The organism is Halobacillus sp. B23F22_1, assembly GCF_043497005.1.
GTDB lineage: Bacteria > Bacillota > Bacilli > Bacillales > Halobacillaceae > Halobacillus_A.
In genome coordinates this window covers 1,352,020-1,364,873 of the sequence record NZ_JBIEKE010000001.1, presented here as the reverse complement: position 1 = coordinate 1,364,873, position 12,854 = coordinate 1,352,020, and the positions used below count along the sequence as shown (strand labels likewise).

The following is a 12,854-nucleotide window of genomic DNA, read 5'->3' as shown; positions in this document are numbered from 1 at the left end:
TAATTTCTTAAGTTCCTTAGTTGTGGCGCTTTTCCAACACATCTAAAACTTGTTCCAAACTAACGCCTCGATCAGTCAATAGAAGAAGCAAATGGAATATTAGGTCGGCAGACTCCATCGATAATTCTTCTGAATCATCGTTTTTAGCAGCGATGATGACTTCACCTGCTTCTTCTCCAATTTTTTTAGCGATGCGATCGACACCTTCTTGAAAGAGCTGAGAGGTGTAAGAGCCTACAGGAAGGGTGGCTTTACGTTCAGCCAATACGTCACGGAGCTGGTCAATTATTGCATAAGGAGCTGGTTTGGGAGATGATTTTTCGTTGACAACAGATTCGCCAAAGCAGCTGTAATCGCCTTTATGACATGCAGGACCTGCAGGTGTTACTTGTACTAAAATTGCATCTTGATCACAATCATAGTGAAGGCTTTCTACTTTTTGAGTGTTTCCCGAAGTAGCACCTTTGTGCCACAACTCTTCGCGAGAACGACTATAAAAGACCGTTTCGCCTTTATCGAGGGTCATTTGTAAAGACTCTTTATTCATATAAGCTAAGGTAAGTACAGCTCTTGATTGAGCATCCTGGATAATAGCTGGAACTAACCCTTTTTCATCAAACTTAATTTCATCTATATTCATCGTACAATAACCCCTTTCGAACGCAGGTGATCCTTAACGTTCTCAATCGATGTCTCTTTATAATGGAAAATAGAAGCGGCTAAAGCCGCATCAGCATCTACTTTCTGGAAGACTTCAGTGAAATGTTCAGCCGAACCCGCTCCACCTGAAGCAATGACTGGAACAGTAACTACTTTTTGGACTGCTTGAAGAAGAGGTAAATCAAAGCCTGTTTTCTCACCATCTTGATTCATTGAAGTTAATAAAATCTCACCTGCACCTAATCGTACAGCTTCCTGTGCCCAGTCAGTTACAAGACGGTCTGTTGGTGTACGCCCTCCGTGTGTGTACACTCGCCATGTCCCTGCACCATCATCGTAGCGGGCATCTATTGCGACAACGATGCACTGAGCCCCAAAATAATCGGCACCTTCTTTAATCAACTCAGGCCTAAGCACAGCCGCTGAGTTTAAAGATACTTTATCCGCACCGTTACGAAGTGTTTCTTTCATATCTTCAAGCGTGCGAATACCCCCTCCAACAGTAAAAGGAATAGCTAATTCGGAAGCGACAGAACGAACGACATCGATCATGGTTTTTTTTCCTTCATGAGTAGCAGAAATATCTAGAAAAACAAGCTCATCGGCTCCTTGTTCATCATACACCTTTGCTAATTCTACAGGATCACCAGCATCTCTGATATCTACAAACTGTATGCCTTTAACTACACGCCCTTCTTTTACATCAAGACAAGGTATAATTCTTTTAGACAGCATTATCCTTCCTCCTCTTGAAGGGCTTCTGAAAGGTGAATCCTGTTCGTATATAAGGCTTTCCCAACAATAGAACCAATGATATTCTGTTCCTGATATTTTCTAAGTACTTTTAAGTCTTCAATTCCTTTGATTCCTCCGGAGGCAATGACATCTACACCCGTTTCTTTACCGAGTCTAACGATTTCCTCTACATTCGGTCCTTGCAGCATTCCATCTTTTGCTATATCTGTATAAACAAAAGTTCGGGCACCTGCTTCAGCCAGATCTTTCCCAAGGTCCACTGCTGTAGTTTCTGAACGCTCTAACCAGCCTTCAGTTGCTACATACCCGTCTCTGGCATCTAAACCAACAACAATTTGCTCTTTATATTTACTAAGAAGTTCTTTCGTTAAAGGTAAGTCCCGAATTGCTAATGAACCTATGATGACACGATCAATCCCGCGACTTAAATAATACTCAACGTCGGCTTCTGAACGGATGCCCCCGCCTATTTGCACTTTTACTTTGAGTTCTTTGGCTACTTTTACAACATGTTCTGCATTTTGCTTAGAACCTTCCTTCGCACCATCTAAGTCCACCATATGGATCCACGAAGCACCGCCCTCAGCAAACTCTTTTGCAACTTCAAACGGATTATCCCCGTATACAGTTTGCTTACTAAAGTCCCCTTGTTCCAACCTCACACATTGTCCATTTCTCATATCAATAGCTGGGAAGATTGTAAAGCTCATTCTGCATGCTCCTCACTGTTTAACCATTCTCTTACAAAAATTTTCTAATAATTGAATACCTGCACGTCCGCTTTTTTCAGGATGAAACTGGCTCGCCACTAGATTATTATTACCAACAATAGCGGGTACTGTTTTATGATAGTCTGCGGTAGCAAACAAAATATCTTCCGATTTTGTATCTACTACATAAGAGTGTACAAAATAAACATACTCTTCCCCGACATTCTGCATCAGGGAATGGCTCTTTCCATGCAGCTCCAGTTGATTCCAGCCCATGTGCGGCACCTTATATGTTTGTCCCTTTTCATCTTCACCGGAAAATCTTACTATTTTCCCAGGAAATAAACCGAGTCCATCTGTTAGTCCGCCTTCTTCACTTTGTTCAAATAACAGCTGCATGCCTAAACAAATCCCATAAATCGGAACTTGATTATCAACTTTCTGCTTAATAAAGTCGATGAATCCATGTTCTTTTAGAGCCTTCATCGCATCAGGGAAGGCACCGACTCCAGGTAAAATATATCCATCGCAGTTTAGGATTTCCTCCGGACGTTCTCCGATTGTATAAGGTACTTCCATCCGCTCCAATGCTTTTGAAACACTAAACAAATTCCCCATTCCATAGTCAATGATACCGATCATTTATAAACTTCCTTTCGTACTAGGCACTCCTTTAATTCTTGGATCTACTTGGGTTGCTTCATCTAATGCTCTTGCGAAAGCTTTAAACATAGCTTCAATAATATGATGGGTGTTATGACCATGATGCAGTACGATATGTAAGTTCATACGAGCTTCAACGGCCAGTTTCCAGAAGAATTCGTGAACGTTTTCCGTATCAAATGTACCTACCCGCCCTTTAGGAAGCTCAGCCCGCCATTCTAGATGGGGACGGTCACTTAGATCAACTGCTACAGTAACAAGAGTTTCATCCATAGGCAAAGTCATGGAACCGTAGCGTTTAATTCCATATTTATCACCTAGTGCTTCTCTTAATGCTTGGCCAAGTACTATGCCGATGTCTTCTGTAAGGTGGTGGTCATCTACTTCGACATCACCTTTACCGTTAACTGTTAAATCAAATAGTCCATGCTTAGTGAAAAGTTCAAGCATATGAGACACAAAAGGAACTTGCACATCAAGGGTTGATTTTCCTTCACCATCAATTGCAAACTCAAGCTCTATATCGGTTTCTCTCGTTTTTCTGCTTAGATTTGCCTTACGGGTATTTGTCATTCCCATCTTCCTTTCCGGATTTCAATTGCTCTCGCGTGTGCCTCCAACCCTTCAAGTCTTGCAAATTTTGCTATTTTATCACCGTGTTCCCGCAGGGCTTGGCCACTGTAAGAAATGACACTTGATTTTTTCACAAAGTCATCTACCGATAAGGGACTTGAAAAGCGAGCGGTTCCGCTTGTAGGTAATACATGGTTTGGACCAGCAAAGTAATCTCCTACGGGTTCACTGCTGTATGGTCCTAAGAAAATTGCTCCTGCATGTTTTACTTTTGCCATATCTTCAAATGGGTTCTCTGTTACAATTTCCAAATGCTCTGCTGCAATTTCATTAATCGTAGAAATCGCTTCTTCTTTAGTATGGCATAAAACGATCGCCCCATAATCTTCAATGCTGGACTTAGCTATTTCATAGCGGGGCAAAGTTTCCATCTGTGTGAAGACAGCCTGTTGCACATCTTTGGCCAGCTTTTCGCTTGTTGTCACAAGTACACTGGAAGAACGAGCATCGTGTTCCGCTTGCGACAGTAAATCTGCTGCTACTTCTTCTCCTCGCGCTGTATCATCAGCTAAGACCGCAATTTCACTTGGTCCTGCAATCATATCTATATCTACATCACCATAAACTTCACGTTTAGCCAGTGCTACAAATACATTACCTGGTCCAGTAATTTTATCTACGGCAGTCAGGGATTCTGTTCCATAAGCAAGAGCAGCAATGGCCTGTGCGCCTCCCACTTTATAAATTTCCGTAACGCCTAGAAGTCTGGCAGAAACTAAAACACCAGCCGGCACTCTGCCATCTGTTCCTGGGGGAGTAACCATGACGATACGTTCCACACCAGCAACTTGAGCCGGAATAACATTCATGAATACAGAAGAAGGATAGGCTGCCGTCCCCCCAGGGACATATATTCCGGCGGCATCCACAGGGGTAATTTTCTGCCCCAGGATTGAGCCGTCATTAGAAGTATGAAACCATGAATTGGATTGTTGCTTTTCATGAAATTCACGAATATTTGCAGCGGCCTCGCCTAATATTTTCACAAATTCTCCGTCTACCGATTCATAAGCTTCGTCAATCTCATCCTCTGTAATCTGCCACTGATCGAGTGAAACACCGTCAAATAATTCAGTAAATCTTTTAACGGCTGTGTTTCCCTCTGTCCGCACTTCTTGAATGATTTTTTTTACTGATTCACGTTGTTCCTCAGTACCTTGATCAAGCGTGCGTTTTAAATTGGTTACCTCATTTCTTTGAATGATTTTCATACACTTTCTGCCTCCACAGCTTTACTAAGTCCATCAACCATTTCGTCAATTTCTTTTCCTTTAAGACGGTAACTCACTGGATTAACAATAAGTCTTGAAGTTATGTCTGTTATCTTTTCATATTCTACAAGTCCATTTTCTTTTAACGTCCTTCCAGTAGAGACAATATCAACAATTCGATCGGTTAGTCCGATAATTGGGGCCAGTTCAATCGATCCATTTAGAGGGATAATTTCAATTTGCTCTCCCTGTTCACGGAAATAATCAGAAGCGATCTTAGGGTATTTTGTTGCAATCTTAGGTGCAATACGGCTAAGTGGCTGATTGGGAAGTCCAGCAACAGCTACGTAACAAGGACTGATTTTTAAATCTAGGACTTCATACACGTCCCGATCTTGTTCTAAAAGCACATCTTTCCCAGCTATTCCGATATCCGCCGCGCCATATTCAACATAAGTAACTACATCCATTGGCTTTGCCATCATCACTTGAATGTTCTGCTCTGGAAACTCAAGAATAAGCTTTCTAGATTCCTCTGCATCTGCAGATAAGTTATAACCCGCCTGCTGCATCAATTCAGCAGCTTCTTCATAAATACGACCTTTGGGCATAGCTATTATTAGAGGTTTACTCATTCCCTTCCCCCCCTTTAGAAGTAAGATCTTCAAATTCTTTTAACTGATCTTTAAATGCTTTAATATCAGGAATTTGATCAACATGCTGCAATAGGACGTGGAAGCCCTGCTGTCTTAGTTCACTTGCTCTCTTTATTCCTTGTGCATGTGTTTCTTCATCAACAATAATTCCCATTCGATTTTCTCCGTTTGAAAGATCACTCAGTGCCTCCACCAGTCGTTCTAAGTGAATCGCAAACCCAGTAGCTGAAGCATTCAACTGAAAAGATGGGAGTAATTTGTCATACCTACCACCGTTACATAGTAGTGCACCAAGATTAGGTGCGTACCCCTCAAATAAAATTCCAGTATAATAATTCATATGGCTGATCAAATTTAAATCAAAACGAATGTATTTTTCCACCCCATAATTACTAAGGAGCTTATAAAGCTGTTTCAACTCATTTACTGCCTGCATACATACTTGGTTACGCGCCAAGGATTTACTGGCTGTGAATACCTCTTCTCCTCCGCGGAGGTCCAGTAATGAAAGTAAAGCTTTTCGTTTATCTTGATTAAGTGCCAGCTGTTTCACTTCTTCTCGAAAACCTACATAATTTTTTCGATATAAATATTCCAGTAGCTGTTCTTTTGTTTCTTCATCATCCCCAAGTAAATCTTTAAAAAATGCTTTTACATAACCTATGTGCCCAATCGTAATGACAAAATTGTCTAATCCTGTTTGTTTTAAAGAGTCAACAAGAAGAGCAATTACTTCTGCATCTCCATATGAAGAATGATCACCTATTAACTCAGTACCTACTTGTTCAAACTGAGCAGGCTTTCCCCCTTCAGCTTGCTGAGCTCGAAATACCGGTCCGTCATATGCTAAGCGTAACGGATATTCTGCATCCTTCAGTTGAGAAGCTGCAACCCTGGCAATCGGTGCGGTCATATCAGGACGAAGAACAAGCGTATGCCCCTGCTGATCCAATAATTTAAACAACCGTTGTTCTTTTGTAGCGCTAACTTTTCCTACTGTTTCATGGTATTCAAGAAAAGGTGTATCCATAAAAGAATAGCCGTAAGATAAGATAGAGGTTTTTAGTTGTTCTCGAGCTTTTGATTTTTGGTTATAAAAAAAAGGAAGCGTATCGCGCATTCCTAGTGGTTTTTCAAACATAAGCCGTTTTGCCATGGTAGAATCCGTCCCTTCTCTCCGAAATCCTTTAGTCTGCTAATATGCTAACATGTTGAAGTCTAACCGTCAACGTTATAAAATTATTCTTCCCTATTTATAATAACAAAAACTCGTGGAACTTTTTCATCCGGGAAAGAGTCGGCCAAAACGATGAGTCCCACCACTTCCCATTCCCGGCTGTTCTTCAAAAAGAATTATTTTGGAGTCTGTAAAGAATTTCACCATCGCTCAAAAAATAATGTGCTAACAGAAAAGATCTTCGAACCAGAGTATTGCTTTACTCCGTTTGTTTTGGAGAATCAACCAGTGAAATGTCTAACACTTCTTCTACATATTTTAATGAGACAGGATCATCTATTCTCGTTTCATTAGGGAACGTATGAGCTATATAGACTTCCGCCACCATTCTTTTTCGTTGGTTTTCAGAAGCTCTAGCTAAGGCATGCACCCCTTCATAAAGATCTGCAAGCTTTTTAGCTATTGTTTTACTGTAGAAAGTTTGCTTATCTTGAGAAAGAGTGAGCACTTTGTCTATAAAACCTTTCGTCTCGTCTAATGATTTTTGTACCACCTGTTTCTCTTCAGGCAGAATACTTATTTTATCTAAATCACTTTCGAGCTGCGTGCAGAATAGAGTATGGGCATTATACTTTGTAAGCAGGCGGATCACTTCAAGGCCCAAAATGTTGGAGGTCCCTTCCCAGACGGTTAACACTTGGGCGTCGCGCAACAGCCTCGGAGTCACAAAGTCTTCTATATACCCATTGCCCCCATGCATTTCAATCGATTCATGGGCAAAATGTATCGATTGATCCGCAGTCTCCTTCTTTAAAATCGCTATAAGAAGTCGTAATAAGACTTGATCTTTCTTACTTACTTGTGATGGCATACGGGCCACACGATCAAAGGTTTCAATCATTTTAAATACGGCACTTGTCTCTACTTCCTGTTTGGCTCGCATGCGAACTAAAGTATCTTTCACCATAGGATAATGGATAAGAGAATGACCAAAGGCTTTTCGTTCAATTGCATAAGACTTTGCTTCCAAATACGCCCGACGCATAATTCCTATAGAAGCCACTGCATTACAAACCCTGGAGAGATTTAAGGCTTCCATCATATAATAAAAACCGTTTTCCGCTTCTCCAATTAAATGCCCCATTGCTCCATCGAACTCAACCTCTGCTGACGGCACGGCTCTGACCCCTAACTTATCTTTTAATCGCCTAATAGAGATCTTGTTTAATTCGCCATCTTCTGTCCGCCAGGGCACTAAAAATAAACTCAATCCTTTTGTACCTTGGTTTGCACCCTCTAATCGAGCCAGAACCATCGCCACACCGCACATGCCTGCGTTACTCGCAAAATATTTTTCTCCGTAAATACGATAGGCTCCATTTTCTTCTACAGCCTTCACTTCATTCGCTCCTACATCTGATCCCCCTTGCCGTTCTGTTAAAAAAGTAGCTCCCTCATAAAGCTCTAAATCCCCTGTAGCGGTGACGTGAGGAAGATATGATTCTTTGATTTTTTCGCTAGCGTAGTGATCAATTAAATAAGCTGCTGCCATCGTTAATGTAACGGGGCAGTAAAATCCTGGTTCAGCTTGAGAAAGCAAATAACCTTGAGCGAATGAGTAAAGGTAATTCCCTTTTCTATTAAGTTCAGGAATCGGCTTATGTAAATATCCTACAATTCCTTCTCGGTAAGTTTCTTCAACCGTTTTTTGATAGCCCTCATTCACCCAAACTTCTGAAATATCTTCTCCCATTTTATTGTATTTGATGAGTCTCGGCTGCCCTTCACGATCAGTATGGATCGCCCGCTGATCTATTTCCCCTGCACACATTCCGCCAAATATTTCAAGCTGTTGATTTGCCCAGTTAAACATTTGACGGTCCAATTTTTCACGTAACATAACTTGTAAATCATTGTCTTCTTTGTAAAAGTTCATTTAATCCCTCCTACGCCTGGTGCGTATGATATTGAACCAGTATTTATTTAAATTTTCTAACAATTAAATCTTATCATTAACCTTTATGTAAAGGTCAAGTTAATTTCCACATAAAAAAACTATGGCAAAAGAGCCATAGTCGCTAAACACTAGTATTGGTTTGAAGTAAAAAGAGAAAGGCAATTAATGATTGGGGTACATTTTTACGGTTTTTCCACTCGACTAGATAACCCGGCATACGATCGAAACGCTCGGCTGCTTCTGTTGGAATCGCATCGCGTTTAATGATTGCCCACAATTGGTCGTGATGATCTCTAATCTCAAAATGACCGATAAATGCATCTCCTTCTGCTTTCCAGCGCATTTTGCTGCCCTCAATGTATTGAAAAACGCTTCGCCCTGTGCCTTTTAGTTTCTCCTGGGTTGTATAAGCTAAGTAAGGCCCGTCTGGCCGTTGAACATAGCCTCTCCAAGTAAAACCTCCTTTTTTCACAATTTTATAGGCGTCCATTCCATCTTCATCTTTAAGAATATAGGAAACTGGGAATATTGATCCGCTAGAAAAAAAAGAAATAAACGGACGAAATATTTTCATATCTAAGTGGCGGTTTTGTTTAATTTCAGTGTAAACTTCTCCATCCATATCATATAAACATGCATGAAAAATTGATGCAGCTTGGTGACCAATATACATACGTTCGGGAAATCTTTCAAAAGCAGCATCGTTCTTGTCTCTTATAAAGCCAAGAGAACGATCTGCCAGAATTAAATCTTCCCACCCACTTCGAAACACTGCAATTCCCGCTAGTCCAAAAGCAATACTATAAATAGAATTAAATAAAAAAGCTTCAAATCCAATAAAAAAGATGGACCCGACAAAGAAAAGCATTACAGCTATTAGTATGCTTCCTGTGATTACCTGTCTCACTCCATCTTTTCTTATTAGTTCCTGTACACTAACCATTTTTCAGCCACCTTAACAAATTATGGATATATTTAGTGTATCGCAAAAAAACGAACCCCTCAATAAGGAGTTCGCTTAGAGCATATTATTTAAACTTTTACTGGTTCAACAGCTTCATTTAATAATTTATCCATTTCCTCGGTGTACGATGATTTTTGCGCATCTGTCCATTTCAATTCTTTAGCCATATAATCAATGACTGACTGTTTGTGCTCATGCACGTAAGAAATGTTGAAGAAGAGAGCGGCTGTACGGCGAACAAAGAAATCTACAGGTTTATACACGTTTTCATATTCTAATCCCATTTTCAGTTGAGCAAATACAACTCGATCAATAAGTGCTGCAGCAGCTTCTGTCTTGTTATCTTTAAATAATTGGTAAAGTGTATCGACATTTTTTCCATACAAATCCACTAGCTCTGACGCTTTTTCATTTGTTAAACCTAAAGATTCTCCAATTTTCACTCTTTCATCTTTAAAAGCTTTGAAGCCTTCAGAACCCTTTACTTCCCCACCTGAGATCGGCATATGCTTTGTTTCTGAATCTGAATAACGAATGCCATACTCTTCAGCCAATTGATCTCGAACGAGATCCACAGCGGTCTGTGACATTTTACGATACCCGGTCAGCTTACCACCTGCCATGGAAATCAAACCGGAATCAGATATAAATATTTCGTCTTTACGAGATATTTCTGATGGATCTTTACCATCTTCATGGATGAGAGGACGAACCCCTGCCCAGCTGGATTCTACATCCTCAGCTGTTACGTCTACAGATGGAAACATCATATAAATCGCATCTAAAATATAATCACGATCTACTGTAGTCATTGTAGGATGAGCAATTTCTTCCTCATAAGGTGTATCTGTCGTCCCAACATAAGTTTTGCCGTCGCGAGGAATAGCAAAAATCATTCGTCCATCTGGAGTATCAAAGTAAACCGCCTGTTGTAATGGGAAAACGGATTGATCAAAAACAAGGTGGACCCCTTTGGTTAACTGCAGGGTTTTCCCTTTTTTAGATCCATCGATTTCACGAAGTTCATCCACCCACGGACCTCCTGCGTTTACAACGCGTTTAGCATTAACTTTATACGTTTCCCCACTGACTGTATCTTCTACGACAGCTCCTTCAACTTTTCCTAAATCATTATAAATAAAGTCTTTTACTTTTGCATAATTAAGTGAAGCCGCACCATGTTCTACGGCTTTTTTCATAACTTCTAAAGTTAAACGGGCGTCATCTGTTTTATATTCAACGTAAATTCCTGAGCCTTTCAGTCCTTCTTTCTTCACTAATGGCTCACGATCGATCGTTTCTTTAGCACTAAGCATGGTACGTCTTTCTTTCTTTTTGACGCCAGCCAGATAATCATAGACTCTAAGTCCAAGACTCGTCGTAAATGGTCCGAAGTTACCTCCTTCGTGAAAAGGGAGCATCATATACTCAGGTGTCGTAACGTGTGGCCCATTCTCGTACACAATTTCTCGCTCTTTTCCTACTTCAGCTACCATTTTAACTTCAAATTGTTTTAAATATCTTAATCCGCCATGAACAAGCTTAGTCGATCGACTGGATGTGCCTGACGCATAATCCTGCATTTCAACAACAGCAGTTTTCATTCCACGGCTTGCAGCATCAAGAGCAATTCCTGAGCCCGTTATTCCGCCACCGATCACAAGCACGTCCCAGTCTTCTTGGGCGAGCTTATTGAATTGTTCGTTCCGGTTGTAGTTAGAAAATGTCTTCATGTTACCTCTCCTTTTTATTCAATCGGTTTTATTTAGGGCGTCTGATAACTTTATTCCCTATTCATACATTGTTTATGTGTAAGAATGAGCATTAAACGAAAAAAAGAGACCACGAACATCTTTGCAACGTCAATTACAAAGCATCGTGGTCTCTCCTCATCTCCGACCTAAATCTATTAACTTATCTTTAGTATATCAAACCATATTTTCAAAATCCATAGTTAAGAATCGTTTTTAAATACTTTTGTAGCCTCTACTGCTTTCTGCCACCCTTTGTAAAGCTTGTTGCTCTCTTCTTCATTCATTTCAGGATCAAATTCCTTGTCTAGTTTCCATTGTTTTGCAATTTCTTCTCGGTCATTCCAAAAACCAACGGCTAAGCCAGCGAGGTAAGCTGCGCCTAATGCTGTAGTTTCATTGACTCGTGGGCGTTCTACTGAAGTATTTAATAAATCACTCTGGAACTGCATAAGCAAGTTGTTCTTAACTGCTCCGCCGTCAACACGAAGCTTTTTTAATTCTAATCCAGAATCCTCAACCATAGCATCAACAACATCCTTCGCTTGATATGCGAGGGATTCTAATGTCGCTCGAATAAAATGAGCTTTTTTTGTTCCTCTTGTTAATCCGAAGACGGCGCCCCGGGCTTCACTATCCCAATATGGTGTACCTAAGCCTACAAAGGCGGGTACCACATAAACGCCTTCGGTCGTATCTACTTGACTAGCAATTTCTTCACTCTCGGCGGAAGACTCAATCATCTTCAATCCATCGCGGAGCCATTGAATCGCTGAACCGGACACGAAAATGCTCCCTTCCAGAGCATACTCAACTTTACCGTCAACTCCCCATGCAAGAGTAGTCAATAATCCGTTATCAGAACGAACCGCTTCTTCCCCGGTGTTCATGAGCATAAAGCCTCCGGTGCCATAAGTGTTCTTTGCCATTCCTTTTTCAAAACAAGCCTGACCGAACAATGCAGCCTGCTGGTCTCCTGCAATCCCTGCAATCGGAATTTGACTTCCGAAGAAATGATAATCAACGGTATGCCCATAAACTTCAGAAGAGGGCTTCACTTCTGGCAGCATACTTTCAGGAACTCCTAAAATGTCCAGCAGTTCTTTGTCCCATTTTAAATCATAAATGTTATACATTAAGGTTCTTGAGGCATTCGAATAATCCGTAACATGCTTCTTTTTGCCTGTTAACTTATAAACAAGCCACGTATCGATAGTTCCAAACATGAGATCGCCTTTGTCCGCTTTCTCCTTTGCACCATCTACATTGTCTAGAATCCATTTCACTTTAGTTCCAGCAAAATAAGGATCAAGCAGCAGCCCTGTTTTATCACGGAAGGTATCGTTATATCCCTGTTCACGAAGCTGATTACAAATAGATTGAGTTTGGCGTGACTGCCAAACGATCGCTTTATAAATAGGTTTCCCAGTGTGTCGATCCCAAACCACGGTTGTTTCTCTTTGGTTCGTTATTCCAATTCCTTCGATTTGGTCTGCTTCTACGTCAGCACGCATAAGTACATCGGCTATACAACCTAACACTGAAGTCCAAATTTCATTAGCGTCATGCTCTACCCAGCCTGGTTTAGGAAAGTACTGTTCAAATTCTTTTTGGGCTGTTTCTATAATAGCTCCTTCATGATCAAATAGAATAGCTCGAGAACTCGTTGTTCCCTGGTCAATCGATAAGATATATTTTTCCATAATTACGTCCTCC

The 12,854-nt window shown here is 40.7% G+C and carries 12 protein-coding genes; all 12 read right to left on the bottom strand.

The features are described from left to right. Positions 1-16: 16 nt before the first annotated feature. The 12 genes from hisIE to glpK all read right to left on the bottom strand — a co-directional run bounded on the left by hisIE (position 17) and on the right by glpK (position 12,841). On the bottom strand, positions 17-640 hold the full coding sequence (gene hisIE / locus ACGTNH_RS06865) for a bifunctional phosphoribosyl-AMP cyclohydrolase/phosphoribosyl-ATP diphosphatase HisIE (protein WP_394585919.1): 624 nt from the start codon (positions 638-640) through the stop codon (positions 17-19). Next, positions 637-1,395, bottom strand: a complete 759-nt coding sequence (gene hisF, locus ACGTNH_RS06860; protein ID WP_394585918.1) for an imidazole glycerol phosphate synthase subunit HisF — start codon at positions 1,393-1,395, stop codon at positions 637-639. The genes hisIE and hisF overlap by 4 nt, the downstream gene beginning before the upstream one ends. After that, on the bottom strand, positions 1,395-2,126 hold the full coding sequence (gene hisA, locus ACGTNH_RS06855; RefSeq protein WP_394585916.1) for a 1-(5-phosphoribosyl)-5-[(5-phosphoribosylamino)methylideneamino]imidazole-4-carboxamide isomerase: 732 nt from the start codon (positions 2,124-2,126) through the stop codon (positions 1,395-1,397). Before hisA ends, hisF begins: the two co-directional genes overlap by 1 nt. A 12-nt stretch (positions 2,127-2,138) precedes the next feature. Further along, positions 2,139-2,768, bottom strand: a complete 630-nt coding sequence (gene hisH, locus ACGTNH_RS06850) for an imidazole glycerol phosphate synthase subunit HisH (protein ID WP_394585915.1) — start codon at positions 2,766-2,768, stop codon at positions 2,139-2,141. Continuing rightward, positions 2,769-3,362 carry an imidazoleglycerol-phosphate dehydratase HisB gene (gene hisB / locus ACGTNH_RS06845; protein WP_394585914.1) on the bottom strand — a complete coding sequence of 198 codons (594 nt, stop codon included), beginning with the start codon at positions 3,360-3,362 and terminating at the stop codon, positions 2,769-2,771. Further along, positions 3,359-4,633: a histidinol dehydrogenase gene (hisD, locus tag ACGTNH_RS06840; protein WP_394585913.1), complete on the bottom strand. Its 1,275-nt coding sequence runs from the start codon at positions 4,631-4,633 to the stop codon at positions 3,359-3,361. Before hisD ends, hisB begins: the two co-directional genes overlap by 4 nt. Further along, complete coding sequence (hisG, locus tag ACGTNH_RS06835) at positions 4,630-5,268, bottom strand: ATP phosphoribosyltransferase (protein WP_394585912.1); 639 nt, start codon at positions 5,266-5,268, stop codon at positions 4,630-4,632. The genes hisD and hisG overlap by 4 nt, the downstream gene beginning before the upstream one ends. Then, entirely contained in the window at positions 5,261-6,445 is a 1,185-nt protein-coding gene (locus tag ACGTNH_RS06830; RefSeq protein ID WP_394585911.1) for an ATP phosphoribosyltransferase regulatory subunit, read from the bottom strand. The genes hisG and ACGTNH_RS06830 overlap by 8 nt, the downstream gene beginning before the upstream one ends. A 280-nt stretch (positions 6,446-6,725) precedes the next feature. Then, positions 6,726-8,402, bottom strand: a complete 1,677-nt coding sequence (locus ACGTNH_RS06825; RefSeq protein ID WP_394585910.1) for an acyl-CoA dehydrogenase family protein — start codon at positions 8,400-8,402, stop codon at positions 6,726-6,728. 142 nt (positions 8,403-8,544) lie between these two features. After that, on the bottom strand, positions 8,545-9,366 hold the full coding sequence (locus ACGTNH_RS06820; RefSeq protein WP_394585909.1) for a hypothetical protein: 822 nt from the start codon (positions 9,364-9,366) through the stop codon (positions 8,545-8,547). Between the two features lie 89 nt (positions 9,367-9,455). Further along, the gene (locus tag ACGTNH_RS06815) at positions 9,456-11,120 is read right to left on the bottom strand and encodes a glycerol-3-phosphate dehydrogenase/oxidase (protein ID WP_394585908.1); all 1,665 of its coding nucleotides are present in this window, start codon (positions 11,118-11,120) and stop codon (positions 9,456-9,458) included. A gap of 221 nt (positions 11,121-11,341) precedes the next feature. Beyond that, positions 11,342-12,841 (bottom strand): glycerol kinase GlpK, encoded by a 1,500-nt coding sequence (gene glpK / locus ACGTNH_RS06810; RefSeq protein ID WP_394585907.1) that lies wholly within the window; start codon positions 12,839-12,841, stop codon positions 11,342-11,344. Positions 12,842-12,854: the final 13 nt, after the last annotated feature.

Bases quoted from the DNA above. Each gene is read 5' to 3' on its own strand.
- hisIE (WP_394585919.1), bottom strand. From the start codon at position 640: ATGAATATAGATGAAATTAAGTTTGATGAAAAAGGGTTAGTTCCAGCT.
- hisF (WP_394585918.1), bottom strand. From the start codon at position 1,395: ATGCTGTCTAAAAGAATTATACCTTGTCTTGATGTAAAAGAAGGGCGT.
- hisA (WP_394585916.1), bottom strand. From the start codon at position 2,126: ATGAGCTTTACAATCTTCCCAGCTATTGATATGAGAAATGGACAATGT.
- hisH (WP_394585915.1), bottom strand. From the start codon at position 2,768: ATGATCGGTATCATTGACTATGGAATGGGGAATTTGTTTAGTGTTTCA.
- hisB (WP_394585914.1), bottom strand. From the start codon at position 3,362: ATGACAAATACCCGTAAGGCAAATCTAAGCAGAAAAACGAGAGAAACC.
- hisD (WP_394585913.1), bottom strand. From the start codon at position 4,633: ATGAAAATCATTCAAAGAAATGAGGTAACCAATTTAAAACGCACGCTT.
- hisG (WP_394585912.1), bottom strand. From the start codon at position 5,268: ATGAGTAAACCTCTAATAATAGCTATGCCCAAAGGTCGTATTTATGAA.
- ACGTNH_RS06830 (WP_394585911.1), bottom strand. From the start codon at position 6,445: ATGGCAAAACGGCTTATGTTTGAAAAACCACTAGGAATGCGCGATACG.
- ACGTNH_RS06825 (WP_394585910.1), bottom strand. From the start codon at position 8,402: ATGAACTTTTACAAAGAAGACAATGATTTACAAGTTATGTTACGTGAA.
- ACGTNH_RS06820 (WP_394585909.1), bottom strand. From the start codon at position 9,366: ATGGTTAGTGTACAGGAACTAATAAGAAAAGATGGAGTGAGACAGGTA.
- ACGTNH_RS06815 (WP_394585908.1), bottom strand. From the start codon at position 11,120: ATGAAGACATTTTCTAACTACAACCGGAACGAACAATTCAATAAGCTC.
- glpK (WP_394585907.1), bottom strand. From the start codon at position 12,841: ATGGAAAAATATATCTTATCGATTGACCAGGGAACAACGAGTTCTCGA.